This is a genomic window from Halosolutus amylolyticus, assembly GCF_023566055.1.
GTDB classification, from domain to species: Archaea; Halobacteriota; Halobacteria; order Halobacteriales; family Natrialbaceae; genus Halosolutus; species Halosolutus amylolyticus.
This window is the reverse complement of record NZ_JALIQP010000004.1, coordinates 20,238-44,416: the sequence shown is the minus strand read 5'-3', so window position 1 is coordinate 44,416 and position 24,179 is coordinate 20,238. Positions and strand designations below refer to the sequence as shown.

The 24,179-nt window shown below is 67.0% G+C and carries 29 protein-coding genes; 8 read left to right on the top strand and 21 right to left on the bottom strand.

Annotation, left to right across the window (positions count from 1 at the left end; all coding sequences use genetic code 11):
- Positions 1–10: 10 nt before the first annotated feature.
- From MUN73_RS15465 to MUN73_RS15425, 9 genes are all read right to left on the bottom strand, one after another.
- Complete coding sequence (locus MUN73_RS15465; protein ID WP_250141407.1) at positions 11–1,447, bottom strand: MATE family efflux transporter; 1,437 nt, start codon at positions 1,445–1,447, stop codon at positions 11–13.
- The gene (locus MUN73_RS15460) at positions 1,444–2,070 is read right to left on the bottom strand and encodes a TetR/AcrR family transcriptional regulator (RefSeq protein ID WP_250141406.1); all 627 of its coding nucleotides are present in this window, start codon (positions 2,068–2,070) and stop codon (positions 1,444–1,446) included. Before MUN73_RS15460 ends, MUN73_RS15465 begins: the two co-directional genes overlap by 4 nt.
- Before the next feature lie 151 nt (positions 2,071–2,221).
- Positions 2,222–2,677, bottom strand: a complete 456-nt coding sequence (locus MUN73_RS15455; RefSeq protein ID WP_250141405.1) for an RNA-binding protein — start codon at positions 2,675–2,677, stop codon at positions 2,222–2,224.
- A 51-nt stretch (positions 2,678–2,728) separates the two neighbouring features.
- A complete protein-coding gene (locus MUN73_RS15450; RefSeq protein ID WP_250141404.1) occupies positions 2,729–2,929 on the bottom strand; it encodes a DUF1918 domain-containing protein in 201 nt (66 codons plus the stop codon).
- Between the two features lie 126 nt (positions 2,930–3,055).
- Positions 3,056–3,364, bottom strand: coding sequence for a hypothetical protein (locus MUN73_RS15445; protein ID WP_250141403.1), 309 nt, complete (start codon positions 3,362–3,364; stop codon positions 3,056–3,058).
- Positions 3,361–4,170, bottom strand: a complete 810-nt coding sequence (locus MUN73_RS15440; protein WP_250141402.1) for a succinylglutamate desuccinylase/aspartoacylase family protein — start codon at positions 4,168–4,170, stop codon at positions 3,361–3,363. The genes MUN73_RS15445 and MUN73_RS15440 overlap by 4 nt, the downstream gene beginning before the upstream one ends.
- 117 nt (positions 4,171–4,287) lie before the next feature.
- Positions 4,288–5,319 carry an aldo/keto reductase gene (locus MUN73_RS15435; protein WP_250141401.1) on the bottom strand — a complete coding sequence of 344 codons (1,032 nt, stop codon included), beginning with the start codon at positions 5,317–5,319 and terminating at the stop codon, positions 4,288–4,290.
- Positions 5,320–5,404: 85 nt separating this feature from the next.
- Positions 5,405–5,722 (bottom strand): hypothetical protein, encoded by a 318-nt coding sequence (locus tag MUN73_RS15430; RefSeq protein ID WP_250141400.1) that lies wholly within the window; start codon positions 5,720–5,722, stop codon positions 5,405–5,407.
- A gap of 108 nt (positions 5,723–5,830) precedes the next feature.
- Positions 5,831–6,508 (bottom strand): type 1 glutamine amidotransferase domain-containing protein, encoded by a 678-nt coding sequence (locus MUN73_RS15425; RefSeq protein ID WP_250141399.1) that lies wholly within the window; start codon positions 6,506–6,508, stop codon positions 5,831–5,833.
- A 177-nt stretch (positions 6,509–6,685) separates the two neighbouring features.
- On the opposite strand from MUN73_RS15425, the gene MUN73_RS15420 reads away from it, so the two are divergent.
- Positions 6,686–7,141: an Hsp20/alpha crystallin family protein gene (locus tag MUN73_RS15420; protein ID WP_250141398.1), complete on the top strand. Its 456-nt coding sequence runs from the start codon at positions 6,686–6,688 to the stop codon at positions 7,139–7,141.
- A 23-nt stretch (positions 7,142–7,164) separates the two neighbouring features.
- On the opposite strand, the gene MUN73_RS15415 is transcribed toward MUN73_RS15420, so the two are convergent.
- Positions 7,165–8,166: a DHH family phosphoesterase gene (locus MUN73_RS15415; RefSeq protein ID WP_250141397.1), complete on the bottom strand. Its 1,002-nt coding sequence runs from the start codon at positions 8,164–8,166 to the stop codon at positions 7,165–7,167.
- Positions 8,167–8,422: 256 nt separating this feature from the next.
- Here MUN73_RS15415 and MUN73_RS15410 point away from each other — a divergent pair, with 256 nt between their 5' ends.
- The 4 genes from MUN73_RS15410 (at position 8,423) to MUN73_RS15395 (ending at position 12,042) form a co-directional block, all read left to right on the top strand.
- On the top strand, positions 8,423–8,722 hold the full coding sequence (locus MUN73_RS15410; protein ID WP_250141396.1) for a response regulator: 300 nt from the start codon (positions 8,423–8,425) through the stop codon (positions 8,720–8,722).
- A gap of 273 nt (positions 8,723–8,995) precedes the next feature.
- Positions 8,996–10,225, top strand: coding sequence for a thiolase domain-containing protein (locus MUN73_RS15405; protein WP_250141395.1), 1,230 nt, complete (start codon positions 8,996–8,998; stop codon positions 10,223–10,225).
- A complete protein-coding gene (locus MUN73_RS15400) occupies positions 10,222–11,655 on the top strand; it encodes a zinc ribbon domain-containing protein (RefSeq protein WP_250141394.1) in 1,434 nt (477 codons plus the stop codon). Before MUN73_RS15405 ends, MUN73_RS15400 begins: the two co-directional genes overlap by 4 nt.
- A gap of 177 nt (positions 11,656–11,832) precedes the next feature.
- Positions 11,833–12,042, top strand: coding sequence for a hypothetical protein (locus MUN73_RS15395; RefSeq protein WP_250141393.1), 210 nt, complete (start codon positions 11,833–11,835; stop codon positions 12,040–12,042).
- A gap of 39 nt (positions 12,043–12,081) precedes the next feature.
- Here MUN73_RS15395 and MUN73_RS15390 read toward each other — a convergent pair whose 3' ends face one another.
- The 3 genes from MUN73_RS15390 to MUN73_RS15380 all read right to left on the bottom strand — a co-directional run bounded on the left by MUN73_RS15390 (position 12,082) and on the right by MUN73_RS15380 (position 14,143).
- Complete coding sequence (locus tag MUN73_RS15390; protein WP_250141392.1) at positions 12,082–13,077, bottom strand: ornithine cyclodeaminase family protein; 996 nt, start codon at positions 13,075–13,077, stop codon at positions 12,082–12,084.
- A gap of 49 nt (positions 13,078–13,126) precedes the next feature.
- Positions 13,127–13,339, bottom strand: coding sequence for a DUF8015 family protein (locus MUN73_RS15385; protein WP_250141391.1), 213 nt, complete (start codon positions 13,337–13,339; stop codon positions 13,127–13,129).
- A 378-nt stretch (positions 13,340–13,717) separates the two neighbouring features.
- On the bottom strand, positions 13,718–14,143 hold the full coding sequence (locus MUN73_RS15380) for a DUF3054 domain-containing protein (protein WP_250141390.1): 426 nt from the start codon (positions 14,141–14,143) through the stop codon (positions 13,718–13,720).
- Positions 14,144–14,464: 321 nt separating this feature from the next.
- Here MUN73_RS15380 and MUN73_RS15375 point away from each other — a divergent pair, with 321 nt between their 5' ends.
- Positions 14,465–15,118 (top strand): J domain-containing protein, encoded by a 654-nt coding sequence (locus MUN73_RS15375; protein WP_250141389.1) that lies wholly within the window; start codon positions 14,465–14,467, stop codon positions 15,116–15,118.
- Here MUN73_RS15375 and MUN73_RS15370 read toward each other — a convergent pair.
- The 7 genes from MUN73_RS15370 to hisC all read right to left on the bottom strand — a co-directional run bounded on the left by MUN73_RS15370 (position 15,088) and on the right by hisC (position 20,036).
- A complete protein-coding gene (locus MUN73_RS15370) occupies positions 15,088–15,723 on the bottom strand; it encodes a toll/interleukin-1 receptor domain-containing protein (RefSeq protein WP_250141388.1) in 636 nt (211 codons plus the stop codon). The two genes, MUN73_RS15375 and MUN73_RS15370, sit on opposite strands and share 31 nt — an antisense overlap.
- Positions 15,724–15,768: 45 nt before the next feature.
- On the bottom strand, positions 15,769–16,167 hold the full coding sequence (locus MUN73_RS15365) for a DUF8159 domain-containing protein (RefSeq protein ID WP_250141387.1): 399 nt from the start codon (positions 16,165–16,167) through the stop codon (positions 15,769–15,771).
- A gap of 140 nt (positions 16,168–16,307) precedes the next feature.
- Entirely contained in the window at positions 16,308–16,952 is a 645-nt protein-coding gene (tpiA, locus tag MUN73_RS15360; protein WP_250141386.1) for a triose-phosphate isomerase, read from the bottom strand.
- 161 nt (positions 16,953–17,113) lie between these two features.
- The gene (locus tag MUN73_RS15355) at positions 17,114–17,662 is read right to left on the bottom strand and encodes a multiprotein bridging factor aMBF1 (protein ID WP_321575768.1); all 549 of its coding nucleotides are present in this window, start codon (positions 17,660–17,662) and stop codon (positions 17,114–17,116) included.
- Between the two features lie 69 nt (positions 17,663–17,731).
- On the bottom strand, positions 17,732–18,343 hold the full coding sequence (locus tag MUN73_RS15350; RefSeq protein WP_250141385.1) for a CDP-alcohol phosphatidyltransferase family protein: 612 nt from the start codon (positions 18,341–18,343) through the stop codon (positions 17,732–17,734).
- Positions 18,340–18,876, bottom strand: a complete 537-nt coding sequence (locus MUN73_RS15345) for an adenylate kinase family protein (RefSeq protein ID WP_250141384.1) — start codon at positions 18,874–18,876, stop codon at positions 18,340–18,342. Before MUN73_RS15345 ends, MUN73_RS15350 begins: the two co-directional genes overlap by 4 nt.
- Positions 18,873–20,036, bottom strand: coding sequence for a histidinol-phosphate transaminase (hisC, locus tag MUN73_RS15340; RefSeq protein ID WP_250141383.1), 1,164 nt, complete (start codon positions 20,034–20,036; stop codon positions 18,873–18,875). Before hisC ends, MUN73_RS15345 begins: the two co-directional genes overlap by 4 nt.
- Before the next feature lie 240 nt (positions 20,037–20,276).
- Between hisC and MUN73_RS15335 the strand changes: the two genes are divergently transcribed.
- Entirely contained in the window at positions 20,277–20,663 is a 387-nt protein-coding gene (locus tag MUN73_RS15335) for a cupin domain-containing protein (protein ID WP_250141382.1), read from the top strand.
- 72 nt (positions 20,664–20,735) lie between these two features.
- On the opposite strand, the gene ligA is transcribed toward MUN73_RS15335, so the two are convergent.
- Positions 20,736–22,463: an ATP-dependent DNA ligase LigA gene (gene ligA, locus MUN73_RS15330; RefSeq protein WP_250141381.1), complete on the bottom strand. Its 1,728-nt coding sequence runs from the start codon at positions 22,461–22,463 to the stop codon at positions 20,736–20,738.
- 108 nt (positions 22,464–22,571) lie between these two features.
- On the opposite strand from ligA, the gene MUN73_RS15325 reads away from it, so the two are divergent.
- Entirely contained in the window at positions 22,572–24,131 is a 1,560-nt protein-coding gene (locus tag MUN73_RS15325) for a glutamate-cysteine ligase family protein (RefSeq protein ID WP_250141380.1), read from the top strand.
- Positions 24,132–24,179 lie beyond the last annotated feature (48 nt).

The following is a 24,179-nucleotide window of genomic DNA, read 5'->3' as shown; positions in this document are numbered from 1 at the left end:
GCAGTCCGTATCAGTCGTCGGTGCTGACCTCGACGTCCTCACCGAACTGGGGCGTCGCCTCGTCGCCCGTCACGTCCACGTTTCGCCAGGTTCCCCTGCGGTACCAGCCGTACGCGAGGACGGCACCGATAACGTTCGAGGCGGCGAAAGCGATCCAGATCCCGCGGTAGTCGATCGTCTGCGAGAGCACCGCGGCGACGGGGAGTCGGACGACGGCATAGGTCACGAGGACGATCGCCGCGGCGGTCAGCGTCTTCCCGGTCCCGCGGAAACTGCCGTTGTACGAGCGCATGACGCCGATGAAGCCGAACGACGGCGCGACGTACCGGAGGAAACTCACGCCGATGTCGACGACTTCCGGGTCGGTGGTGAACACGGCGACGATCGGTCGCGCGCCGAGCCACGCGACGACGCCGAGCGCGCCGAGGACGACGAACATGACGCGGGACGCGAAGTCGGCGGCGGCCTGGGCCCGATCCGGTTTCCCGGCCCCGACGTTCTGCCCGGTCATCGTCTCGACGCCGCGAGCGATCGCGATCGCGGGCAGGAAGATGACCGAGAACACGCGCGTCCCGATCCCGTATGCGGCCACGACGGTCGTCGGGAACAGGCCGACGATGACCAGCAACAGGTTGATCGACAGCGCCCGGCCCATCCCCTCGACCGAGGCCGGGACGCCGATCCCGACGAGTTTCCGGGCGTACGAGAGATCCGGGCGCATCTGTCGGAGTCGGATCCGGACGCCCCTGGTCCCCCGGAGCATGATCGCGAGGCCGACCGCGAGCGCGAGCGCCCGCGAGAAGACCGTCGCGACCGCCGCTCCCTGGATTCCGAGTTCGGGGAACGGTCCCCAGCCGAAGATCAGGAACGGGTCGAGCACGACGTTGAGCAGGACCGAGCCGAACATCACGAGCATCGGGGTGATCGTGTCCCCGTAGCCGCGCATGAGCGCGATGAAGACGAAGAAGCCGAACATGAACGCGAGGCCGAGCGAAATGACCTGCATGTAGGCCGTGGCGAGGGGCAACACCTCCGGCGAGGCACCGAACACCGAGAGCAGGTCCTCGACGAACACGTAGCCCACGATCCCCATGACGAACGCCAGCAGCAACGACAGCGCTACCGTCTGGGAGGCGGCGTACTCCGCCTCGGCCTCCTCGTCCGCGCCGACGTGCTGGGCGACGAGGACGCTCCCCGCGACCGACAGTCCCATCCCGACCGAGATGAGCAGGAACACCATCGGGAACGCGAAACTGATGGCCGCGAGCGCGTTCGTGCTGTACTGACCGAGCCAGAACGTGTCGATGAGGTTGTAGGCCGTCTGCAACAGGTTCGTCACGACGATCGGCAGGGAAAGGTAGAATAGCGGCCACGCGATGCTCCCCGAGGTCAGATCGAACTCATCGCGGCTCTTGAAGAGGCCGGAGAGCCGATCCGCGAGGCTCATTCGTCCGCTCCCCGCTGCCCGTCGTCGCCACCCTCACCGACCGCCGCGTCCGATCGCAACACCGCGTCGATGTACTCGTGGACGGACGCCTTCGTCCGATCGAGCGGGCGATCGACCGCCGCCGCCCGGGTCTGCCCGCCGTGAAAGACGGTGACGAGAAACTCCGCCGTCTCGTCGGGGTCGACGCTCGACCGGAACTGGCCGGCCTCGATCCCCGCCGCGACGAGATCCGCGATCCGGTCGTGCAACGCGCGATCGAACTCCTGGAGTCGCTCGCGGTAGGCCTCGTTGTACGGCGACTGGGCCTTGATCTCGAGCACCGCCGTTCGAAACTCCGCGGCGGCTTCCTCGTCCGTCGGCGTCAGCAGTTCGTCGAAGAGCGCGTGGAGTCGATCGGCCGGCGTCTCGCCGGGAACGGACTCGGTTCGCTCCTCGAACCGATCGAGCAGATACGCCAGAAACGACTCGAGAAGGTCCGCCTTGCCGTCGAAGTGGTAGTGAAGCGTCCCCTTGCTCTTGTCCGATTCCGCCGCGATATCCTGCATCGTCAGGTCCGCATAGCCGTGTTTGCAGAGCGCGCGATACGTCGCATCCATGAGATCGTCGATCGTCTCGTCCGACATCGGGTAGGTACGACACGAACTTACTGACTGGTCAGTCAAATGCGTTCCGGACCGCGTGTCGATCGATCCGGAACTCGAACGGACGGCAGGAAGTTGCGATCGCCGAACGAACGCGATCTGATCGTGACCGGCGACCCGATCCCGGCGGGCGTCAGTCCTCGTCTCGAAGGCGCTCGAGGACTTCCTCGGCGTTCTCGACCGCCTGTTCTTTCTTGGCGGGGTAGGCCTCGACTTTCGCGCGGAAGGTGATCCCGTCGCCGAGTCGGACCGTCCCCTCGAACGCGGCCTGCTTGTCCAGTCGCAAGAAGAGTTCCGTGTTCTCGGTCACCCGATCGTCGAGTTCGTCGATCAACCGCTCGAACTCCTCGAGGTCGGCCAGTCGCGAGAGAACGTGGCGCACGTCGTCGGCGTTCTCGACCCGCGCCGAAAGGACGAGGATCCGATCGCCGTAGTGGCCCTCGCTCTCGGCCCGTTCGATCTCGAAGGGCTCGTCGTCCTCGTCGCTGTCGGGCAGGAAGGTTCGAAGCGCCTCCTCGACGCGCTTCTCGTCCTCCGTGGCGTAGCAGAACGTGCGTAAATCGACGTAGTGAAGCGGGATCTGTGGCATCAGTGTCCTCCGATCGCGGGTCGAGTATCTGGCCGGTGGCCAGCGACTCCGTTACTCTTCGTCGGCGTCCTCGTCCTCGGCCGCCTCGAGGGCGTCCTCGGGGACGCCGGCCTCCTGGCCGTCCTCGAAGCTGATCGTGTAGGTGACGTCGCCGAACATCGATTCCATCGTCTGGGTGATCGTCCCCGTCTCGCCGTCGAACTCGCTGTGCTCGTCGTGCAGGACGACGCGATCGTCTTCCTCGAAACTCATAGCCGATCCTTCCCCGGCATCGCGTAAAAAGGGACTGATTCGCGGTAACGCGACGGGACCGGATCGGGCGACTTTCGCGGGATCCGTCTTGCCCCGCCGACGCACCGCCACCGCGTCAACCCATCGTCACCGACCGCCGCGCGAACCGCCGCCCGGCCGATCGCGCCACCACTCGTACCCGACGCCGACGACGCTCGCGATCCCGTAGGTCCCGACGAGAAACGGGACCCAGTAGATCCAGAACTCGAACCGCGGCGCGAGGGCGTTGCCGATCGCCGTCCCGATCCCGTAGAGCAGGTAGCCCGGGAGCGCGAGCGGCGAGAACAATCGCGCGTCGATCCAGCCCAGCGCGAAGGGGACGACCAGGAGGGCGTAGGTACCGATCGTCGCGGGGCTGGTCGCGATCCGTCGCACCGCGTCCGGCGTCGCCCTCATTCGCTCACCTCCGCGTCGAGCAGGTCGTGCATCGCGAGGACGTGGGCCGTCGCCAGTCGCGTCATCTCGACTCTCGTCGATCGATCGAGCAGGAACTCGGTGGTCTCGAAGAGGTACGTGCTGGCGCCGAGGTCGCGGGCAGCCTTCTGGAAGAGCAACGATCCCGAGCGGGAACTCTCGCGGGCCGTAAACCGGTGGAACGGCAGGTACCACGGGACGGCGACCTCGTCGAGCGCGTCGGCGAGCGCCTCACCGCGGGCCTCCGGCGAGTGAAAGACCGCCTGGCCGACGAACTCCCGGTGGAGCCCGTAGATCCCGAGCGATCGGTGGAGGTCGAGAACCACGTCGGGGTCGTAGCGCTCGACGGCGTCCCAGACACCGCGTGCGAGTTCGCTCGTCGGTTCGCCGTCGGGCGGGAAGTGACGGTTCAGGTCGCCGTCGGGGCCCTCCCGTTCGTCGTTTTCGACGGCGATTCGGTTGGTCTCGGGGACGACGACGAGCCGTCCCGCATCGGGCTGCCACTCGGTGACCTCGCGGGCGGTCTCGATACCGCTTCGCTCGTCGCCGTGGACTCCCCCGAAGATCATCGCCGTCGGGCCGTCACTCGGCGCGTCGATCGCGAACAAGGGCGTCTCGTGGTCCGTCCCCTGAAGGATCGATTCCTCGGTTCTGCTAGCCGCACCCGCCTCACCGGGTTCCCGGGCCGCCGACAGCAGTCGATCGTCGGGAGACGATCGACTCGCAATGCCAGCGGTGACCGTCCCCGCGAGGACGCCGCCGCTCGCAAGGATCGTCCGACGTTTCATCGAATCGGGCAACGACGTGCACCCTAAAGCGACTTCCCATCGACGAAGTCAGTGTCTGCTGACTGGAACGTTTCGGATGGCGTCGGCCGATCGAGCGGTCGCGACGGAGCAACCGGTTCAGGTCCGGTGTCCCCACCGCTCGCCGGCCTCGTCGTAGCGGGCGTCGACGATCCGATCGAACTGGTCGTCGGACAGCGAGACGTCGATCGCGCCGACGTTCTCCTCGAGTTGCTCGACCGTGCGAGCGCCGACGATCGGCACGCAGGTGAACTCCGGTTGCTCGATCAGCCAGCGCAGGGCGACCTGTGCCGGCGTGGCGTCGAGTTCGTCAGCGATCGTACGAATCTCGTCCAGGACGTGCCAGCCGCGCTCGGAGAGGTAGAAGTCCTCGAACCGATCGGAGAGCGAACCGCGCGCGCCTTCGGGGCCTTCGAATCGCGTCGGGTCGTCCTCGTCGACGCGCTCGTACTTGCCGGTCAGGAAGCCGCCCGCGAGCGGCGAGTACGGACAGACCGCGAGGTCCTGGTCTGCACAGACGTCGAGATAGTCCGTGATGTCGTCCCGGTAGCCCGCGTGGAACAATGGTTGCGTGACCGCGAAGCGCTCGTCGTCCTCGACGTCGCTCGTGAAGAGGGCCTTCGTGAGTTGCCAGGCGGCCATCGTGCTCGCGCCGAGGTAGTGAACCGTTCCCTCTCGGACGAGGTCGGTCAGCGTCGAGAGGGTCTCCTCGATCGGCGTGTTCTCGTCCCAGCGGTGGATGTAGTAGAGGTCGAGATAGTCCGTGTCGAGTCGGTCGAGCGTGCCCTCGATCTGGGCGCGGATGTGCTTCCGTCCGAGTCCCGAATCGTTCGGCCCGGGTTCGCCCCGGCCGTCGAACGGGAAGTAGACCTTCGACGCGATGACGAAATCTTCCCGATCGTGGTCCGCGAGCCAGTCGCCGACGAACTCCTCGCTGGTGCCGTGGGGCGTCCCGTAGACGTTCGCCGTGTCGATGAAGTTGATGCCGCGATCCCACGCCGCGTCGAGCAGGGCGTGGGCCCGTTCCTGATCGGTCTCGACGACGCCGCCCGTCTCGCGACCGAACCGCCACGTGCCGAAACACAGTCGCGAAACCGTCGTTCCGGTCGCCCCGAGGCGCGTGTATTCCATAGGTGAGCCACCCCTGGCAACACCTAAACTCTGGCGTACTCAGCGATCCAGGCGGGATGGAACCCCTGTGTGGTCGAAAAGCCGATCACCGGGGACTGAACCGGTTGGTCCGGTGGTCGTCACCGCTGGACCGATCATCACCGCCACCGCCGTCGGAGCGATCGTGGTCCGTGTCGAGATCCTCGGCGTCGTCGTAGATATCGATGTGGTGGACGGCGGCCGGCGAGAGGAGTCGCTGCCCCTCGAGTTCGAGCCAGCCGTTCGGATGGACGACGATCGGTCCCTCGTAGAGCGGGTCGTCCGCGTCCGTGTCGTCGTAGATGACGACGTCCCGATACGCCTGCGTGAAGGGCTTCAGCTCGTCGGAGACGATCGATCGGTTCGAGAACGGTGGCGGGAACATCGGTACTGTACGGTGATACGATCTCGAAAACGAAGTCGATTGCGCTCGACAGCGGCGAGAGTTCGATCGGTTCTGTACTCCTTCGGGGAGCGGTGGACGGCCCGTTCGTTAGACGCCGAGTTCGTCGAGGAGCGTTTCCGCGGCGGCGCGCGAGGACCCGGGCCCGCGACCCGTGACGAGGTCGCCGTCGACGGTGACGCTCGTGTCCTGGTCGAGTTCGGCGTCCCAGTTCGCGCCTGCGGTTTTCACCTCGTCTTCGACCCAGTAGGGCAGTTTGCGCCCGTCGGGCATACAGTCGTTCTCGTCGACGATCCCCTCCTCCCACTCGTTGGGGAAGCCGGTGACGTCCCGATCGCGGACGAGGAACGCGGCGTCGCTGTCGCGGGTGAACGCGAGGATGCCGACCGCGTGACAGACGACCATCGCTTTCCCGTCGCCCTCGATCGTGTCCCGGAGGATCTCGCGGGCGTGGCTGTCCTGGTTGACGTCCCACTCGGTCCCGTGGCCGCCGGGGAAGACAACGGCGTCGTAGGCCTCGGCGTCCGCCCGGGCGGTCGGGATCGGATCGTTCAGTCGGTCGTCGGTCTCGTGGACCTCCCGGACGCGTTCGGCGGTCTCCTCGCCGACCTCGTCGGGGTCGATCGATCGCTCGTCGATCTGCGGCGGGCCACCCGAGGGCGTTGCGACCGTGATCTCGACTCCCGCGTTCGAGAGCGTCTCGAGCGGTTCGACGCACTCCTCGCCCCAGTAGCCCTCTTCGCTGACGATAAACAGTGCTGACGTCATAGCAGTCCGTACGCCCGGGAGCGGTAAAACGTCCAGCCCTCCCCTCGGTTCTGCCGCAACTCGAACGGGGACCCGGTTCCGCCCGACTCCGATCGGGACCTGTTCGGCGAACTGACCGTCACCGCCGTCGCAGATGGTCTTTTTCGCAGTCGGCGACCTACAGAGCCAGGTGAACACATGGCAGACAGACCGAACCCGTTCGAGGGAATCGAAGCGTTGCTCGACAGATTGAACCAGCAGTTCGAGACCGCCACCCGGACGTGGGAATCGGGGCTCGAGGACCGATCGCAACTCGAGTTCTCGACCGACGCCGGGACGAGTCTCGACCTCGCGGACGAGGGGGACGAGTTCGTGGTCGTCGTCGACGTCCCCGGCTACGAGACCGACGACGTCGATCTTCGTCTCTCCGGCGATCGGCTCTCGATCACCGGCGAGCGCGAAGAGGCGGTCGAAGAAGGTGACGAGCAGTTCATCCGACACGAACGGAAGCAACAGTCGTTCAGCCGACGGCTTCGGCTCCCGGAGCTGGTCGTGGCCGACGACGTGGAGGCGAGTCTCAACAACGGCGTCCTGACGGTTCGACTCCCGAAACGGGAGCCTGAATCCGAGTCACAGTCGATCGACATCGAGTAGTCGGCCGATCGACGTCGCGTGGGTCACTCGTCGAGTCCGAGAGCGTCGAAGAACCGGCGAGTCATCGGTTCGTCGACCTCCTCCAGGGCCTCCTCGGGTGTATCCGCGTCGACGACGCTGTCGAACCGATCGAGTTCGATGCGGCCGCCGGCCATGTCGTGGTGGCCGCCGACGGAGCCGAGTTCGTCGAACCCGGTCTGTAGCGCGGTCCCAATGTGAATTCTCGGGTCGATCGAGCGCGCACTGAGTCGAACCGCATCGCCGACGACGCCGTATGCCAGCACCGTGTCCACGCCTTCGAGGTTGAGCAGGTAGTCCGCCGCCTGCGGAAGTGCGTCGGTCTCGCTCGTGTCGCCGACGTTCGCGATCATCGACGAGCCCCGCCGCTCCCGACTCGCGATCGCCTGCCCGATGGCGTCGATCGTGGCCGCCGAGAACGCGCTCCCGTACAGCTGCTCGAGCGTCGGGAGATCGGCATCCGGGAAGACGGCGAGGGCGGCCTCGTACTCGCGCCGAGTCGGGTTCCGGAGGAAGTCCAGTCGTTCGCGATGGAGGGCGAAGAGCAGCGCCGACGCGAGCCGGGTGGTCAGGTCGACGTCGAGATCCATCAGGTACTCGATGAAGATCGTCGCCGTCGAACCGTACTCGGTCCGGATATCGGCGAACGCCGCCTCGACCGCGGGGCCGGGGTGATGATCGACGACGATGTCCGGTTCGACGTCCTCGAGTTCGGTGTTGACGCCGGGGCGAGCGTGATCGACGAACGCAACTCGGTCGTCGGCCGTGATCTCCGTCCGAGCGAGCGTCTGGAGGTCGATGTCGAACATGCGGACGAACGCGCGGTTTTGCTGGTGGGAGATCTCCCCGCCGTAGGCGGTCCGCACGCTGGCGACGTCCCGCTCGTTCGCGATCGTCTCCAGCGCGAGGGCGCTGGCGAGACAGTCGGGATCCGGGTTGTCGTGGCAGACGATGACAAGCGAGTCGGTGCCCGCGAGTACGGAACCCAACTCGGCTGCGCGGGACATGATTCGTCGTACGGGCCGGAGCGATTTGAACCTCGGCACCGATAGTGATGGCTAGAGGTACTCAAGGCGCGGTTGACCGAGAGTAACAATCCCGTACCCGATCGCGTCGACGGTGCCACGGGGACCATCCGAGTCGAGGGGATCCCGTCCGGACCGGTCCTGCCTGCGGATCGATCGAGAGGGTCTCGGCCACGGCCATTTGTGCGAAAGCACGCTTCACTTTCCTGGGAGTCCTGTAGCGGCCCCACTGCATCCAATGACCGAGCGCCAGCCCGTGGACGTTCTGCTGGAGTTCGAACTGCCCACCATCAGCGGATCGGACGTGCTCGCGGAACTCAACGACCACCCGGAACTCGCCGGGACGCCCGCGATCGTACTGACTCACTCTGACGAGGCCGACGTCGTCGCAACGTGTTACGAACTGCACGCGAACGCCCACGTCCAGAAACCCGGCGATCCGGACGAGTTCGCCGACGTCGTCCGCTCACTCGAGAACTTCTGGCTCCAGTTCATCTGGTTACCGGACGCCGGCGAGGACGAAACCGACCGGCGATAACGACGCGATCGATGTCGGTCGTCGGTACGCGTTCCGAGCCATCGACGACGCTCCAGTCGGCGGACCGATCGAATGGGACGTTCTCCCACAGGATCGGAGCCGACTGCGAGGAGGTCACGTCCACGAGACCCCCGATCGATAGTATCGAGCCCAGTATTTCAGAGGATAGGTGCGGGAAAATACGATCGATACGGGTTCAAACACAAAACTGTCCAACAATTGGCGCACGTTCGATCGTGTACTTATTTGAGTATCGGAGGAAGATGCTCCAGTATGCAAGACGCGTACCTGGTGGGAGCGGGGCAATCCGACTACGGGGCGTTTCCCGAAGAGAGCTATCGTTCGCTGTTCCGGACGGCGTTCGAAGCCGCCGTCGAGAGCGTTCCGAAGGGAATCGACGCGGCGGACGTCGACGAGGCGTTCGTGGGCAATCTCGGCGTCGGCGGTCGCCAACTCGGCCTCTCCGGGCCGGCGGTGACCGAACACGTCGGGCTCGACGGCGTCCCCTGCACGCGGGTCGAGAACGCCTGCGCGGCGAGCGGGTTCGCGGTCCGGCAGGCCGTCCAGGCCGTCAAATCGGGGATGGCCGACGTGGTCCTCGCGGGCGGGTTCGAGGTCATGTCCGACACGAGTTCGGACGCGACGAAGTACTGGCTCGGCGTCTCCGGGGAGACCGAGTGGGAGCGGCTCTCGGGAACGACCTTTTCGGGCGTCTACGCCCAGATGGCCTCGGTCCACATGGAGCGCTACGGCACCACCCGCGAACAGCTCTCGCGGGTCGCCGTCAAGAACCACGCGAACGGCGCGAAGAACCCCCACGCACAGCTCGGCTTCGAGTGCTCGCTCGAGGACGCCCAGTCGGCACCGGTCGTCGCCGACCCGCTGAACCTCTATCACTGCTGTCCGACCTCCGACGGCGCGGCCTGCGCGCTGATCGTCAGCGAGGACGTCGTCGACGAGTACACGGACGACCCGATCCGGGTCGCGGGCGTCGGCGCCGGCAGCGACAGCGTCGGGCTCTTCCAACGGGACTCCTACACCGGCGTTCCCGCGAGCCAGCGCGCCGCCGAATCGGCCTACGAGATGGCCGGCATCGATCCCGACGACCTGGACTTCGCGGAGGTCCACGACTGCTTCGCGATCGCGGAACTGCTGGCCTACGAGGATCTGGGCTTCTGTGAACGCGGCGAGGCCGGCCAGTTGATCGAGTCCGGCGCGACGGAACTCGGGGGCGAGTTGCCGGTCAACACCTCCGGCGGCCTCAAGTCGAAGGGGCACCCGATCGGCGCGACGGGCGCGGGACAGGTCGTCGAGGCGTTCAAACAGCTCTCCGGCGAGGCGGGCGATCGGCAGGTCGAGAGTCCGACCCGCGGGCTGACGCACAACGTCGGCGGAAGCGGGGGTGCTGCGGTCGTACACGTATTCGAGCGCGAGGAGCCACGCTCCTCGACGACGTCGAGCGGACATCGTCCGCGAGAGCGCGAGGAGGGGGCGGGAGCATGAGCGGGACTGCGATCGCCGCCGTCGGCGCGTACGCGCCCCGGTTCCGGATCAGCGCCGAGGCGTTCGAGGAGGCGTGGGGCCAGTTCCAGGCCGCCGGCGTGAGCGAGAAGGCCGTCCCCGCCGCCGACGAGGACGCCCTGACCATGGGGTACGAGGCCGCCACGCGGGCACTCGCGGCCGCCGATCTCGCGGGGACCGAGATTTCGTGGCTCGGCTTCGCGACCTCGACGCCGCCGCTCGAAGAGGAGGACCTGGCCGTCCGACTCGGCGCGATGCTCGCACTCTCCGAGGACGCGACGCGACAGGTCTTCACCGGGAGCACCCGCGCCGGCACCCGCGCACTCTGGGCCGGCATGGACGCCGTCGCGTCCGCCGGCGGGAACGGACTGGTCGTCGCGGCCGACGCGCCGCGGGGCGAACCCGACGACGCGATCGACCACGCCGCCGGCGCCGGCGCCGCCGCGTTCGTCCTCGCACGCGACGGGCCAGGGAAGATCGTCGATCGCGCCGAGTACGCGGCGCCGTATCCGGGAACTCGGTTCCGGGGCCACGGAGACGAGACGACCGATGGACTCGGGATTACGGGGTACGATCGGCAGGCGTTCACCGAGACGATCGGCGGCGCGGTCGACGGCCTCGAGACGGCTCCCGACCCCGACGTCGCGGCGATTCAGGCGCCCGACGGCAAACTCCCGTACCGCGCCGCCGGCGCGGCGGGGGTCGGAACCGACGAGATCCAGGCCTGCGCGACCATCCACGACCTCGGTGATCTCGGGGCCGCGAGCGTCCCGGTGAGCCTCGCCCGTGCGCTCGCGGACGGCGTCGACTCGATCCTCGCCGTTTCCAACGGGAGCGGTGCCGGAGCCGACGCGTTCGTCGTCGACGCGGCCGACGACGTCCCAGCGGCGATCGCGCTCGACGGCGGCGACGCGCTCTCGTACGCCGAGTACCTCCGACAGCGCGGGGTCGTCACGTCCGGGCCGCCGTCGGGCGGCGGGGCCTACGTCAGCGTGCCGACGTGGCGGCGATCGATCCCACAGCGATACCGACTCGTCGCCGGGCGATGCCACGAGTGTGACGCGCTCGCGTTCCCGCCCGAAGGGGCCTGTTCCGAGTGTGGCACGCTCGCCGGCTACGAGACCGTCGAACTCCCGGGCGACGGGACGATCGAGGCCGTCACGACCATCTCGCAGGGCGGCGCACCGCCGGAGTTCGCCGAAGGGCAGGCCCAGTCGGGAGACTACGCGGCCGCGATCGTCGCGCTCGACGCCGACGATGCGAGCGAGGCGGTCAGCATCCCCGCGATGGGAACCGACGCCGATCCCGGGGCGTTCGCGGTCGGCGATCGAATCGAGACGACGATCCGGCGGATCTACACGCAGGAGGGCGTCACCCGGTACGGGTTCAAGGTTCGCCCCGCGGCTGACTGATACGGTTCACTGTAAGTCATTTCCGGCGTAACCGCCGCCCGGATCGCGGGCCGGTACATCGGTACAGCAATCCGTATGAGGGCGCGCCGTCCGGCCGGATCGATCGACACGGCAGTGCAGTAGGTCGGACGCAAACGTTGAAGAAATGTCGAGTGGTAACATACAACGTGGTCAGCCATGTCTCTCGAGAACGAACCCACCCTGGAACCGCCGACGTGTTCGCTCTGTGGCGTCGAGATGGAGTTCAGAGCCGGGGGTACCGAGAAAACGATCCCGCTTATCGGCAGTGAGGTCGAGTTCCAGCGATTCGGCTGTCCCGAGTGTGGACAGGGCGCTCGATACGAACGGGGCGGCCCGGACGAGGAGTGGTCGCGTGCCGGCGTTTAGGGGCCGGCGATCGACCGCGTACGGGACCGGGACTGATCGTCACCCGGTGAGCGCCTCGCTGGCCGATGCAAAGGAAATCGTCGTGCCTCGCCCCGCCTCGCGTGCGCGCTCGTAGAGCATGTACGCGGCCGCGACGGTCTCGATGCCGGTTCCGCCGCTGTCGAAGACGGTGATTTCGTCCTCGCTCGTTCTCCCCGGTTCGGTCCCGGCCACGACCTCGCCCAGTTCCGCGTGGACGTGGTCCTCCGTGACGACGCCCGCGTCGAGCGCGGCGAGGAACGACCCCGCGTCGACCGTCGCGCGCTCTCGGAGGTCCGGCACGTAGGTCGCCCGTTCGATCGTCGTCGTATCGAGTTCGCGCGCGTCCCGACTGTACTGGCCCATCGCGGTCACGTGCGTGCCGGGGTCGAGCGCGTCGCCGTCGAACACCGGGTCGCTCGCGGTCGTCGCGGTGACCACCACGTCGGCCCCACTCACAGCGGCCTCGCTCGAGTCGACCGCACGGACGGTCGCGTCGAGGGTTTCGTCGAACTCGGCCGCGAAGTCCTCGCGACTCTCGGCCGTCGGCGAGTAGACTCGCACGTCGGTGAACTCGCGGACGGTCGCCGTCGTCTTCAGTTGCCCTCGGGCCTGCGGGCCGGTGCCGATGATCCCGACCGTTTCGGCGTCGTCCCGGGCGAGTTCGTCGACGGCCACGGCACCGGCCGCACCCGTCTTGAAGGGGTTCATGCTGGCCCCGTCGAGCAACGCGAGCGGTTCGCCGCTGTCGGCGTCGAACAGGGGCGTCATGAACCAGGCGTCCGTCGCACCGAACCCGGCGGAGTACATGTACCCGCCCATCGCCCCCGTCTCCGGGAGGATGGCCGCGTAGCTGGTGAACATTCCCTCCGGGTCCGAACGGAGGAACTTCGATCGGGGCTGGGCCGGCGCACCGTGTCCCCGCTCTCGATATCCATCGCGGACCGCGTCGACGTACGCGTCGGGGGTCGCGAGGTCACTGACGGCAGCGCTCGTGAGAAACAGCGTGTCGGTCATAGCCGACCAGACGGAACGAAACGGGAAAAAGAACGTGAACGGACTGGATTCAGTCAGCGTGTGGCGGCCGCGTCGACTGAGGTTCGTCGGGGACGTCGGCAGGCGTATTTACGAACATTGCGTGGCCGATGATCCCCATCGCGACCAGCGAACCGATCGGAACGGCAGCGGTCAACGAGATCCCCACGAGCATCAACGCCGTGGTGATTCCGACCAGTGCGACTGGGATGAGGCCAAGAACAATGTCGTAATATCCAGTCATAATCTAACGTATAGTATGAGAAATAGGCATATAAGTGTTTCCCATAATCGCTCTATACCGGATCGGCCTCATATCTGTATACAAGGGGTTGGATTCTCATAAGTTATAGGTGATTCATCCGTCGGATGGTGTTTCGAGAGACGACACTTCGTCGCCTATGTCACGTTCGCTGTCGGTATCGCGTTGCGACCGAGAGAGGCGATCTCGCGGTAGAAAACGGTTCTCGCCCGACGACGGATCGATCGATCGAGATCGATTCGACTGTGGGCTGGTAACAGCCGTCACTAATTCAAAGGCAGAGGTTCTCAGAATCTCGATACGTCAGCGGAAACGGGCGGTGATCGCCCCGCCTCGAACGCCGATTACACCTGGTCCCGATCAGGAGGCGGAACCATCGACCGCGGCGTAGGCGACTCGCCAGCCGACGAGGGCCAGCAGACCGAACCCGGTCATGACGAGGGTAAACGGCCAGACTGCGCTCCCGTCGAACAGCGGCGACGCTCGAAGGATCAGGCCGACGTTCGCAGCCGCGATCCAGGCGACGGCCGTCACGCGCGCCACGCGAGCGATCGACGTCGACCGGGTTCCGTAGACCCCCGCGAGGGGTGCGATCGCGAGCCAGCCGAGGACGAACGGGGCGATCGTCTCGAGCGCGGCGATCGGTTCCGCGATCGGATTGGTTCCGTGACTCAGCAGTCCGACGGTCACGAACGCGACGACGACGCAGACGTCGACCGCACCGAGGAGGAGCGTCTCGCGGTCGACGCGACCGTCACGGGTCGTCGTCCGAGATGCCGTGTCCATACCCTCACGTCCGGGGCGCTGGCGTATTGCAGTCCCGGTTTCGATCGGGTCTCGAAAAACCTGACAGGAGAGGAGGAACCCGGTGACGGTTCGTCCCCGGGTACCGTCCAACGGACAGGGCGTCTCCGTGCGAGGGGTGACCTCGCACGTCGTCGCTGAGGGGTCGATCGTACTTTGTTATCGACGACTTTCAGGCCGATCCGGTTTCCGACGGAGACGATCGGCTCGAGTAAGCACGTCCTACGGCCCCACGACGAGCACAGCGAGAATTGTTCCAGGATGGACAGGACTGATATAGGAAGACTACCAATCAGTGAGATGATGGCTGTAGCCGGGGAACGTCAGGCTGGCTGTGACGGGTGTGGCCGGACGGTGCCGCTCGAGGAACTGACGACCGTGACGATGCCGGACGGCGAGACGGTCGTCTGCTGTCCCGCATGCGCCCCGCACGCACGCGCCGCCGCCGAGAAGTCCGCCTCGCTCGACCAGCGCCGCGAGACCTGCGACGGCTGTGCCGGCGAGTTCCTCGAAACGGAACTCGAGGCGGTGACGCTACCGGACGATACGACGATCGACTGCTGTCCCTCCTGCCTCGACACCGCGCCCCAGCAAGACGAGGACGCCGACGAGACGACGTCCGACGGCGGCGCGGACGACGAGTCCCTCTGTCGACAGTGCAACGAGTGGGTCCGCGAGGAACTGTTCCGGGTAACCACGATCGACGGCCGCAACGAACGGCTGTGTCCGTCCTGCAAAGAACAGGCCGAGGAGGACGGAATCGTCAGGGACGTCGAGTTACGGAAGTCCCGCGCCCGAGAGATCCTCGGCGTCGAGAAAGGGGCCAGCGACGAGGCGATCCGCGAGGCCTATCACGAACACGTCAAGCGGGCCCACCCGGACCAGAAGAGCGGCAGCAAATCGGCGTTTCAACTCGTCAAGGGCGCTTACGACCGACTCCTGGAGTCCGATCGCTGAACGCCGGCCTCCCGCCGGACGAACCCGATCGTCGCCGGATCGAAGTAGTACGTCGACTCACAGACGTCACAGGAGGTCGTCAGCAGCTGGCCGTGTTTGTGGAGTTTCCAGAGCTTCGTCTGTCCCTGCTCCAGTTCCAGCGTCACCGGGTGGTCACAGCCGGGGACCGTACAGGGAAACCGGATGTACCAGTTCGGTACCGAGAGCGCCCCGAGCGGCGCAAGTTCGCTCCGGAGCCGACAGAGCAGATTGAAGATGGTAAACGAGAGGTTTTGGCGATCGATCGTCACGCCCTCGACGTCGCTGATGAATCCGCCTCGCTGGCTCTCGTCGGTGTACAGCGGGAGAACCGGGATCCCCTTCGCCAGCGCGTAGCCGATCTCCTGGTTGATCCACTGGCTCCGTGCCGATCGCTCCGTCAGCACGGCGACGACGACGTCGCTGTTGGCGAGTCGCCCCTCCAGCCGTTTCCGCGAGCGGCCGGATTCGATCTCCTCCAGGGCGATGTGGACGCCGAACGGGAAGTTCTTGACCGTCGAAAACAGGTCCTGCACGAGGTCGAGGTCGGCAGGGGCGTGTGAAACGAAGACCTGTTCGCCGGTCATACCGTGATCTACGCAACAAAAGCGAACGAGACATTATTAAACTATCTAGTTTTCATTCGAACGATTGCTCCTCGTATTCAGGACGCGCCGGGAGAACTCGATCTCGGTGAGACCGGTTCCGACCCCCTCGAACCACGCTCGTTCGACGTGCCAGCGGCCCCGCAACTCCCCGTCGGTCGTCCGCGAGGTTACTTCGAGTCGGCCGGGCGTCCACTCGCGTTCCTCCGCGATCGACAGCAGCGTCCGGACCACGGCGCTCACTTCGTCGGTCGTGACGGCCGCTCCCTCGGCGACGGTTTCGTACTCGAGCGAGAGGCCGATCCCGTCCGGCGGTCTCGATTCGTCGGGATCGCCGTCCTCGTCCCACGTGACGTCCGTGACGTAGATGCCGTTGCTCATCAGGCGGTTCTCGAGCGTGACCGGGACGGGATGCTCGCGGCTCATGGTCGTGGGTTTGCGGGGGAGACCGAAAAGCGATCGGTCGATCGGACGCCGACGGCACGGACGGTCCGCCGGCACCGTGTACCGGCGGTATCCGTACGGCGGTTCGTAGGTGCGACAGAAACGACTCACAGGTGTCCGTCTCAGAGCGGGTCGACGAGATCCTCGAGCGCTGCCTGCGGGTCGTCGGCTTTCGCGACGCCGCTGGCGAGCAGGACCCCCTCGGCACCGAGGTCGCCGGCCGAGACGACGTCCTCGCCCGTACTGATCCCGGCTCCGCAGAGCACCGACACGTCGTCGTCGACGCGCTCTGCGGCCGCGACGGCGTCCTCGACGATATCGGGATCGGCCTGACTGACCGGCGTTCCCGTCCCGATGAGTTCCGGCGGTTCGACGGCGACGGCGTCCGGGCCGAGCGCCGCCGCGGCACCGATCTGGGCCGGGTTGTTGGCACAGACGATCGTCTCCAGGTCGGCACGTCGAGCGGCCCGGACGGCCCCATCCACGTCGGCGAGTTTCAGACGCCGCTCGGAGTGGTTGAGCAACGTCCCCTCCGCACCCGCCTCGGCGACGGACTCCGCGAGGGTGTGTCCCGTGTTGCTTCCGTAGTCGATCGGATCGACGTGCTGGGCCCACGTCTCGGCGCCCGTCTCGGCGACGCGTTCGATGTGGGCCGCCTGCGGGGCGACGGCCAGCCGGGCGTCTGTCCGGTCGTTGACGTCCCGGACGGCTTCGGCGACGGCAACCGGGTCGCACGGATACGTCTTCAGGTTGACGAGGACGAACATACTGTGTACGCGAATCCGAGTACCAAAATAGCTTGCGTGTCGCAGTGGATCGATATCGACCGGTCTGGCCGGTCAGCACCCGGACGTGTGGGTGGCGCAACGAGCGGCGGTCGGGCCGCGGGTCGCTCCGGGAGCCGGTCGGCGGCGGCGGGTTCCGACCGTCAGTCCTTCCGCTTGACGACGTCGCCCAGCGTGTAACTGCCCGTCGAGGAGCCGCCCGACCACTCGGAATCCCCGCCGGAGGCCCCCTCGGCGCTCAGGTCGATGTCGAGGAACCGCTCGAGTTTCGACTGGACCCGATCGCTCGGGAGCGTATCGCTCCGTTCGATCTTGCGGATGAGACTCGCCTTCTCGTTGAGTTCGTTCGCGAGTTCGGACTGGCTGAGCCCCTTCGCTTCGCGGGCGTCGCGGACACGCTCGTCGTAATCCGTCGCGAGTTCCTCCATGTCGTCGAACATGTCCTGCCGGCGCGAGCCACCCGAACTCGAAGAGCCGGTCGCGGTACCCCCCGACGATCCGGTACCCCCGCTCGAACTCGAGGACGACGAGCTCGATCCGGTCGAGTACTTCGTCGACGTACTCGAGGACGAGGGCTGTTTCACCTCGGTGCCGAAGTCGGTGCAGTTCGAGCATACGTCCAGCTCGGCACCTTCGACTTTGATGGTCTTCGGGGACGACGTCTCGGCGCCACACATCTCGCACTGAACCATGCACGAGTCTTTATCGCGGCGAGTCATAAACCATGCGGCGCGTTCCGGATCGATCGACTGGACCCACAGTCAGTCCAGCGCCGCCCAGGCGTAGGCGAACCGCTGGAGGGCGGTCAGGTGACCGACGACTGCGAGGAAGACCAGCAGCCAGCCGACCAGCGTGAGTCCGCCGTACTCGCCGCCGACCGGATACGCGAGGAAACCGACGATCCCGATGATTGCCAGCCGATCGGCCCGCCCCACGAGCCCGCCGTACACCCGGTCGAGGCCGACGGCCTGGGCCTGGGTGCCCAGGTACGAGGTCATCACGACGCCGGTGACGGCCAGAAAGCCGAGCAGGTAGTCCTCGATGCCCGCCGCCAGCCCACCGATGACGACGATGTCCGCGTACCGGTCCAGAACGTGATCGAGCAAGTCGCCACCCGCGGAGGCGACCTCCTGTTCCCGCGCGAGCGCGCCGTCGACGATGTCGAGCCAGCCGTTCAGGAAGACCAGCGTCGCGGCGACGACGTACCAGACCGGGGCCGCGCGACCCCCGAGGAGGAACGCCACCGCGGCCAGCACCGCCATCCCGAAAGCGAGCAGGCTCACGCTGTCTGGGGTCATTCCGACCCGATCGAACCCCTTCACGAACGGGTCCAGGAACCGCGAGACGTACGGTCGGAACTTGTCGAGCGTCATTCGAGATACCCCACGAAGTCGACCGTCCCGGCGCTCGGTTCGCGATCGCCTGCGACGACCGCCGCGAGTTCGTCGGCGACGGTCTCCGGGTCGCGATCGGTCGTATCGATCTCGTAGACAGACTCGAGGCCGTGCTCCTCGACGGCCTCGGCGAGAATTACGTCCAGGGCCTCGCTTTCGGCGTTCTCGCGGGCCTTGGCCCCGCTCTCGCCGCGATCTCGCAAGCGCTCCTCGAGCACGTCGGGGCGACAGCGCAGGACGACGACCCGATCGGCCGCGAAGTGATGGGCGAGGTGGGAGTCGATCACCGCGTCGTCGCGCCCGTCGAGCCAGTCGGCGAGCGCGTCGAGGTCGGCGACCTTGCTGTCGCGATCGGCGTCGATCTCGGTGTAGAGCCCCTCGCGATCGAGGACCTCGTTGAGGTGGATCACCTCGAGGTCCGGGAGCGCGTCGTCGTCATCGAGTCGGGACGCGAGCAGGTCCGTCGCGGTCGTCTTCCCCGTTCCGGGGGTGCCGGTGACGGCGACTCTCACGTGTCTGGCACCTCCGGGTTCGCGTCGCCGGTTCCATCGTACTCGACGGTCGTCCCGGAATCAGCGGCGAGATCCGCGAGGGTCGCGTTGAGCGTCTCGACGGCGCGATCGGTCTCCTCGTCGGTCCCGCAGGTGATCCGGATACAGCCCGGCAGGCCGAAACTCGTACAGTCCCGGACGATGACGCCGCGCGCTTGCATCTCCTCGGCGACGGCCGACGCGTCGCCGACGTCGACGAGGACGAAGTTGCCCTCGCTCTCCCAGACGTGGGCCTCGACGTGGTCGCGCATGTACTCGCGGGCGGCCAGCGTCGTCTCGACGGTCCGATCGACGTGTTCGTCGTCGTCGATCGCGGCGAGGCCGGCGCGGCACGCGAGTTCGCTCGCGGCAAAGGGTGTGTTCACGCGGGCGTACGCGTCGCTCCACGCGTCGGGAACGATCGCGTAGCCGAGGCGGACGCCCGCCAGCCCGTAGGCCTTCGAGAACGTGCGCAGGACGGCGACGTCGTCGCGGGCGGCGAACCCGTTCCGGCCCTCGATCAGCGACACGGCGCTGTCGACGTCGGCGAACTCGCCGTAGGCCTCGTCGACGACGATCAGCGTTTCGTCGGCGGTTTCGTCGGCCAGTCGGTCGATCTCCTCGAGATCGATCGTCGATCCCGTCGGGTTGTGCGGGCTGGTGAGCCAGACGACGCGCTCGCCGTCGTAGCTCTCGAGAACCGTTCCGGCGTCCTGTGTGAACTCGTCGTTCTTCGAGAGGCTGTACTCGCGGACGCCGCCGTGGTGGAATCGGGCGCTCATCCCGTAGTAGGCAAAGCCCGGTTCGGGGACGAGCACGTCGTCGCCCGGATCGAGGGTCGCCCGGTGGAGGTAGTCGATCGCGCCGTCGCCGCCGTTGGCCAGCCAGACCTGGGCGTCGGCGACGCCCCAGCGATCGGCGACGGCGGCGGTAAGGTCGGCGTGGGCGGCCTTCGGGTACGAGTTTACCGTCCCGGCGGCGTCGCTGATCGCCACTGCGGCCGCCGGCGAGGGGCCGTGTGGGTTCTCGTTCGAGGCGAGTTTGACGAATTCGGAGGGGTCCCGGTCGAGTTCGCGGGCGACCTCCTCGATGCCGCGTCCCGCCTCGTAGGCGACGTGATCGGACAGGTCGCGCGGTTGCATACGAAGATCCTGTTTCCCGTGGCTCTTAAGGGTGCTTACATGTGGTCGGTGGGCTCGCCCGATCGGCGTCGAGCACGGTCCGACCCGCGCGAGGTCCGACCCACGACTGACGGCTCGCACGCGCACTCGGTGACCGTCGGTCGTCGCCTGCACGGCAGTCAGTGACCGGAACTTCTGCACGGGATGCCTACATGCACCCCGCTCTCGTAGCGCAACGCGCCGAAATCGAGTTGAAATCCAATGCACCAGTCCAAAGAAGACCTCACAGTCGTCATGGAAACGCCGGACGCGGTGGTCCAGCACCAGACCGGGTTCGGTTCGACGACCGAATACGGCGAGTTGGCCGCCGAACACTTCCAGGTGAGCGCGGGAACTGACCTTACGCCCCTGCTGGAGGGCCTTCACGAAGATTCGTGTCAGTGCCCACACTGGGGGTACGTGATCGAAGGGTCGATCACCGTCCAGTACGCCGACGGAACACGGGAAGTAGACGAGGGCGGCGATCTCGTCTACTGGCCGCCGGGGCACACGCTCTGGGTCGACGACGACGCGGAATTCGTCCTGTTCAGTCCGCACGAGGAACACGTGGCCGTCTTCGAACACATGGCCGCCAAGATGGAGGAGTGACCGCGGCGCTCGGCGTTCCGGTGTCTGTGGTGCCCGCCGATCGCGGAACCGCCGTTGCAGTGCCGCCGATCGCTACTCCCGGAGGCGTTCGAGGCGATCGATCGTCTCCGCGTCTTCGGGATCCTTGTCGTGGCGCACCCCCAGGAAGCGCGGGAACCGGAGAGCATAGCTCGACGAGTAGGTCGGCGAGGACTGGATCTCCTCGTAGCCCACCTCGAAGACGATCGCGGGTTCGAGGTCGACGTCCTGCCCGTCCTCGGCGGCGATGTGGGGTTCGAGCAGGGCCGTCAGTTCGTCCAGTTTCTCGTCGGTGATGCCGGTCGCGACCTTGCCGATCGTCTCCAGGTCGTCACCGTTCCACACCGAAAGTTCGAACGTTCCGAGGAAGGTGGCCCGTCGCCCTTCGCCCCACTCCGCGCCGGTGACGACGCAGTCGAGCGTCTCGACGTCGGGCTTGCGCTTGCGCCAGTTCTTCCCGCGCCGGCCCGGCGAGTACGTCGAGTCGGGATTCTTGAGCATGATCCCCTCGTGACCCGCCTCGAGCGCGTCGGCGTCGATCGACTCGATCGCGTCGGGGTCGTCGGTGCGCCAGAGAAGGGAGAGTCCGGGCACCGCTTCGGGATCCTGATCCGGGTCGTCGGCGAGGACGCGTTCGAGTCGCTCGTGGCGCGTCGTCAGCGGTTTGTCGAGCATGTCGTCTCCGCCCGTGTGCAGGCAGTCGAAGAACACCGGCCGGACGGACACCTCCTCGCGGGCCTTCGCGACGTCGTGTTTGCGCCGGAACCGCTTGAGCACCTCCTGGAACGGCAGCGGGGACCCCCCGTCGTCGACGGCGACGACCTCGCCGTCGAGGATGACGGGGCGATCGAGGTGGTCGGCCGCGAACTCGACGACCTCGGGGAGCGCGTCGGTGACCTCCTCCATGTTCCGCGAGAAGACGCGCGTTTCGACGGCCGAGTCCATGCTCCCGGTTTCCTCCCCGCCGGGATCGTGATGCAATTGTATTCGAGCGCCGTCGTACTTCCACTCGACCGCGGCTTCCCCCCAGTCTTCGAGTGCGTCGGTCACCGTGCCGGCCTGGGCGAGCATCGCCTGGACGGGGCGGCCGATCGCGAGGTCCATCGCGTCGAGGCCCGATACCCCCTCGTCGCGGGCGGTCCGGGCGACCTCGCCGTAGTCGTTCGAGACCTGCAGGGCGCGTTCGACCCGATCGACCGGGACGTCGAACGCGGCGGCGATCGCGTCCCGGACCGATCCCTCGCCGACGCCGATGCGCATCTCCGAGAGGACGAGTCGGGCGAGATAGCGCGCCTCTTCGCTCGAACAGCGGTTGAACAGCCCGAAGAGGAGGTCGACCTTCCGATCCTGACTGCCGTCCCCCTCGGCGGCGGCGAGGTCGGTGAGCGTCTCGTGGACCTCCCGGACCGTGAGGTCGCCGCCGGCCCCGTTCGCTCCGGCCCCTCCGCCGCCGGTGAACGCACCCAGCCCCTGCTGGCCGCCGAACTCGTAACTCGCCGCCACGTCGCCGATCTCGCCCAGGTCCGCGAGGCGATCCTCGACGTCGTCGGCGTCCACGTTCGTCCCGGCCGCGCGCGCGATCGCCTCGTAACACGTGTTCGGGCCGATGTCGAGCGTCGTCGACTCCCACGCCGGGACCACCCGTCCCTGGACGAAGCGGGCGACGATCTCCAGGTCGTCGGTCGCGTCCGCGAGCAACGCGGTCACGTGGTCGACGATCTCGAGGTCGGCGGCTTCGGCTTCGATCGCGGCGGCCCGGTCGGCGAACGTGGCGAACTCCATCGGGGGAGTGTATCGCCGGCGGGAGTAAAACCGTTCTGTGATTCACCGTCCGGACGCCCTGATCGAGGACGGGGTGCTTTAAAGACGGTCGAACACGCAGTCGGGGATATGTCAGGAGACGACCTCGCGTCGCGGGTCGCAGACGTGCTCGCGGTCGACGCCGACGAGTTCCGCGAGTCTGCCCACGAGGACGCCGACGTGATCAGGGACGCCATCGAGGACGGGGTGTTCGACAACCCGCAGGCGATCGTCGGCCTCGAGTACGAGTTCTACGCCGTCAAGTCCGACGACTGTGCGCTCCGGCGGGTCCCGCGACGGCTGCTCGAACTCATCGGGTTCGAGAAGGAACTCGGTCTCCACAACGCGGAGATGACGACCAGTCCCCAGCCGCTGAACGCCCACGGACTGGCCGCACAGGAGTCGGAGGTGAAAGCGCGGCTGCAGACGGCGCTCGACGTGACGAGTTCCGAGCGAATGCGACTGGTCAGCGACGGACTGTGGACGATCCCGCCCGAGGGGGAGGACGCGACGACCTACCTCACCGACAGCGTCGAACGGACCACGATCGCCGCGGACGGCACCGAGCGATCGATCCGCGTCGCGACCAACATGAGCGGGTCGGCGCGGTACCACGCGATGGCCAACACCGATCGGGCCGAGGCGGCGGGGATGCGCATCGAGGCCCCCCACGTTTCGCTCGAGGCCGACACCGTCATGCCCGAAAGTCTGATCACGTCGATCCAGCCCCACTACCAGGTGCCCCACGCGACCGACCTGCCGGACTACTTCAACTACGCCCTGCGGATCGCGGGTCCCCTGCTCGCGCTCGGGGTCAACTCCCCGTTCTTCCCGCCGGACTGCTACGACGCGGACGCGACGGCCGAGGACGTCCTCCGGGACGGGTGGTCGGAACACCGCATCAGCGTCTTCGAGACGGTGCTCAACGACCCCACCACGGGGGAGGGAAAGGTGCGGTTCCCGCACGACCTCGGGAGCGTCGACGACGCGCTCGATCGGATCGCGACCGACGACACGATCGTCCCGATGCCCGTCGAGGCCGGCGAGCGCTTCGACGATCGGTTTCCACACTTCCGGCGCAAGCACGGCACCTACTGGCGGTGGGTCCGGCCCGTCTTCGGCGGCCCGACCCGATCGGCCGCGAACGCCCGCATCGAGTTCCGCCCGATCCCCGCCCAGCCGACCGTCCGGGACAGCGTCGCCTTCCTCGCGGCCTTCGCGGGCCTCGTGGAAAGTCTCACCCGCCTCGAGCACCCGGTCCTCGAACTCGACTGGCAGATCGCCCGCGAGAACTTCTACGCCGCGATGCGGGACGGACTGGACGCCGACATCGACTGGATCACCAACGACGGGAAGGAGACGACAGATCGACTCGCGCTCTACGAGGACCTCCTGGCCCACGCCGAGGACGGCCTGACCAACCGCGGGCTGAGCGAGGAAGAGGCCGCGAAGTACCTCTATCCCCTGCGACGGCGGGTCCGCCAGAACGTGACCCCCGCGTCGTGGAAGCGCGAGCAGGTGCGCGAGGCGATCGACGACGGGGCCGACCTCGCCGACGCGATCACGACGATGCAGCGCCGGTACGTCGAAACGCAGTCGACGACGCTGCTCGACGGGAGTTTCGCCGACTGGATCGGCGATCGGCAGTGATCGGCGGACCGGGACGCGTCGCTCGCCAGCGGAATCGCGCCCCGGTCC

Coding starts and splice junctions, on each gene's coding strand:
- MUN73_RS15465 (WP_250141407.1), bottom strand. CDS start 1,447: ATGAGCCTCGCGGATCGGCTCTCCGGCCTCTTCAAGAGCCGCGATGAG.
- MUN73_RS15460 (WP_250141406.1), bottom strand. CDS start 2,070: ATGTCGGACGAGACGATCGACGATCTCATGGATGCGACGTATCGCGCG.
- MUN73_RS15455 (WP_250141405.1), bottom strand. CDS start 2,677: ATGCCACAGATCCCGCTTCACTACGTCGATTTACGCACGTTCTGCTAC.
- MUN73_RS15450 (WP_250141404.1), bottom strand. CDS start 2,929: ATGAGTTTCGAGGAAGACGATCGCGTCGTCCTGCACGACGAGCACAGC.
- MUN73_RS15445 (WP_250141403.1), bottom strand. CDS start 3,364: ATGAGGGCGACGCCGGACGCGGTGCGACGGATCGCGACCAGCCCCGCG.
- MUN73_RS15440 (WP_250141402.1), bottom strand. CDS start 4,170: ATGAAACGTCGGACGATCCTTGCGAGCGGCGGCGTCCTCGCGGGGACG.
- MUN73_RS15435 (WP_250141401.1), bottom strand. CDS start 5,319: ATGGAATACACGCGCCTCGGGGCGACCGGAACGACGGTTTCGCGACTG.
- MUN73_RS15430 (WP_250141400.1), bottom strand. CDS start 5,722: ATGTTCCCGCCACCGTTCTCGAACCGATCGATCGTCTCCGACGAGCTG.
- MUN73_RS15425 (WP_250141399.1), bottom strand. CDS start 6,508: ATGACGTCAGCACTGTTTATCGTCAGCGAAGAGGGCTACTGGGGCGAG.
- MUN73_RS15420 (WP_250141398.1), top strand. CDS start 6,686: ATGGCAGACAGACCGAACCCGTTCGAGGGAATCGAAGCGTTGCTCGAC.
- MUN73_RS15415 (WP_250141397.1), bottom strand. CDS start 8,166: ATGTCCCGCGCAGCCGAGTTGGGTTCCGTACTCGCGGGCACCGACTCG.
- MUN73_RS15410 (WP_250141396.1), top strand. CDS start 8,423: ATGACCGAGCGCCAGCCCGTGGACGTTCTGCTGGAGTTCGAACTGCCC.
- MUN73_RS15405 (WP_250141395.1), top strand. CDS start 8,996: ATGCAAGACGCGTACCTGGTGGGAGCGGGGCAATCCGACTACGGGGCG.
- MUN73_RS15400 (WP_250141394.1), top strand. CDS start 10,222: ATGAGCGGGACTGCGATCGCCGCCGTCGGCGCGTACGCGCCCCGGTTC.
- MUN73_RS15395 (WP_250141393.1), top strand. CDS start 11,833: ATGTCTCTCGAGAACGAACCCACCCTGGAACCGCCGACGTGTTCGCTC.
- MUN73_RS15390 (WP_250141392.1), bottom strand. CDS start 13,077: ATGACCGACACGCTGTTTCTCACGAGCGCTGCCGTCAGTGACCTCGCG.
- MUN73_RS15385 (WP_250141391.1), bottom strand. CDS start 13,339: ATGACTGGATATTACGACATTGTTCTTGGCCTCATCCCAGTCGCACTG.
- MUN73_RS15380 (WP_250141390.1), bottom strand. CDS start 14,143: ATGGACACGGCATCTCGGACGACGACCCGTGACGGTCGCGTCGACCGC.
- MUN73_RS15375 (WP_250141389.1), top strand. CDS start 14,465: ATGGCTGTAGCCGGGGAACGTCAGGCTGGCTGTGACGGGTGTGGCCGG.
- MUN73_RS15370 (WP_250141388.1), bottom strand. CDS start 15,723: ATGACCGGCGAACAGGTCTTCGTTTCACACGCCCCTGCCGACCTCGAC.
- MUN73_RS15365 (WP_250141387.1), bottom strand. CDS start 16,167: ATGAGCCGCGAGCATCCCGTCCCGGTCACGCTCGAGAACCGCCTGATG.
- tpiA (WP_250141386.1), bottom strand. CDS start 16,952: ATGTTCGTCCTCGTCAACCTGAAGACGTATCCGTGCGACCCGGTTGCC.
- MUN73_RS15355 (WP_321575768.1), bottom strand. CDS start 17,662: ATGGTTCAGTGCGAGATGTGTGGCGCCGAGACGTCGTCCCCGAAGACC.
- MUN73_RS15350 (WP_250141385.1), bottom strand. CDS start 18,343: ATGACGCTCGACAAGTTCCGACCGTACGTCTCGCGGTTCCTGGACCCG.
- hisC (WP_250141383.1), bottom strand. CDS start 20,036: ATGCAACCGCGCGACCTGTCCGATCACGTCGCCTACGAGGCGGGACGC.
- MUN73_RS15335 (WP_250141382.1), top strand. CDS start 20,277: ATGCACCAGTCCAAAGAAGACCTCACAGTCGTCATGGAAACGCCGGAC.
- ligA (WP_250141381.1), bottom strand. CDS start 22,463: ATGGAGTTCGCCACGTTCGCCGACCGGGCCGCCGCGATCGAAGCCGAA.
- MUN73_RS15325 (WP_250141380.1), top strand. CDS start 22,572: ATGTCAGGAGACGACCTCGCGTCGCGGGTCGCAGACGTGCTCGCGGTC.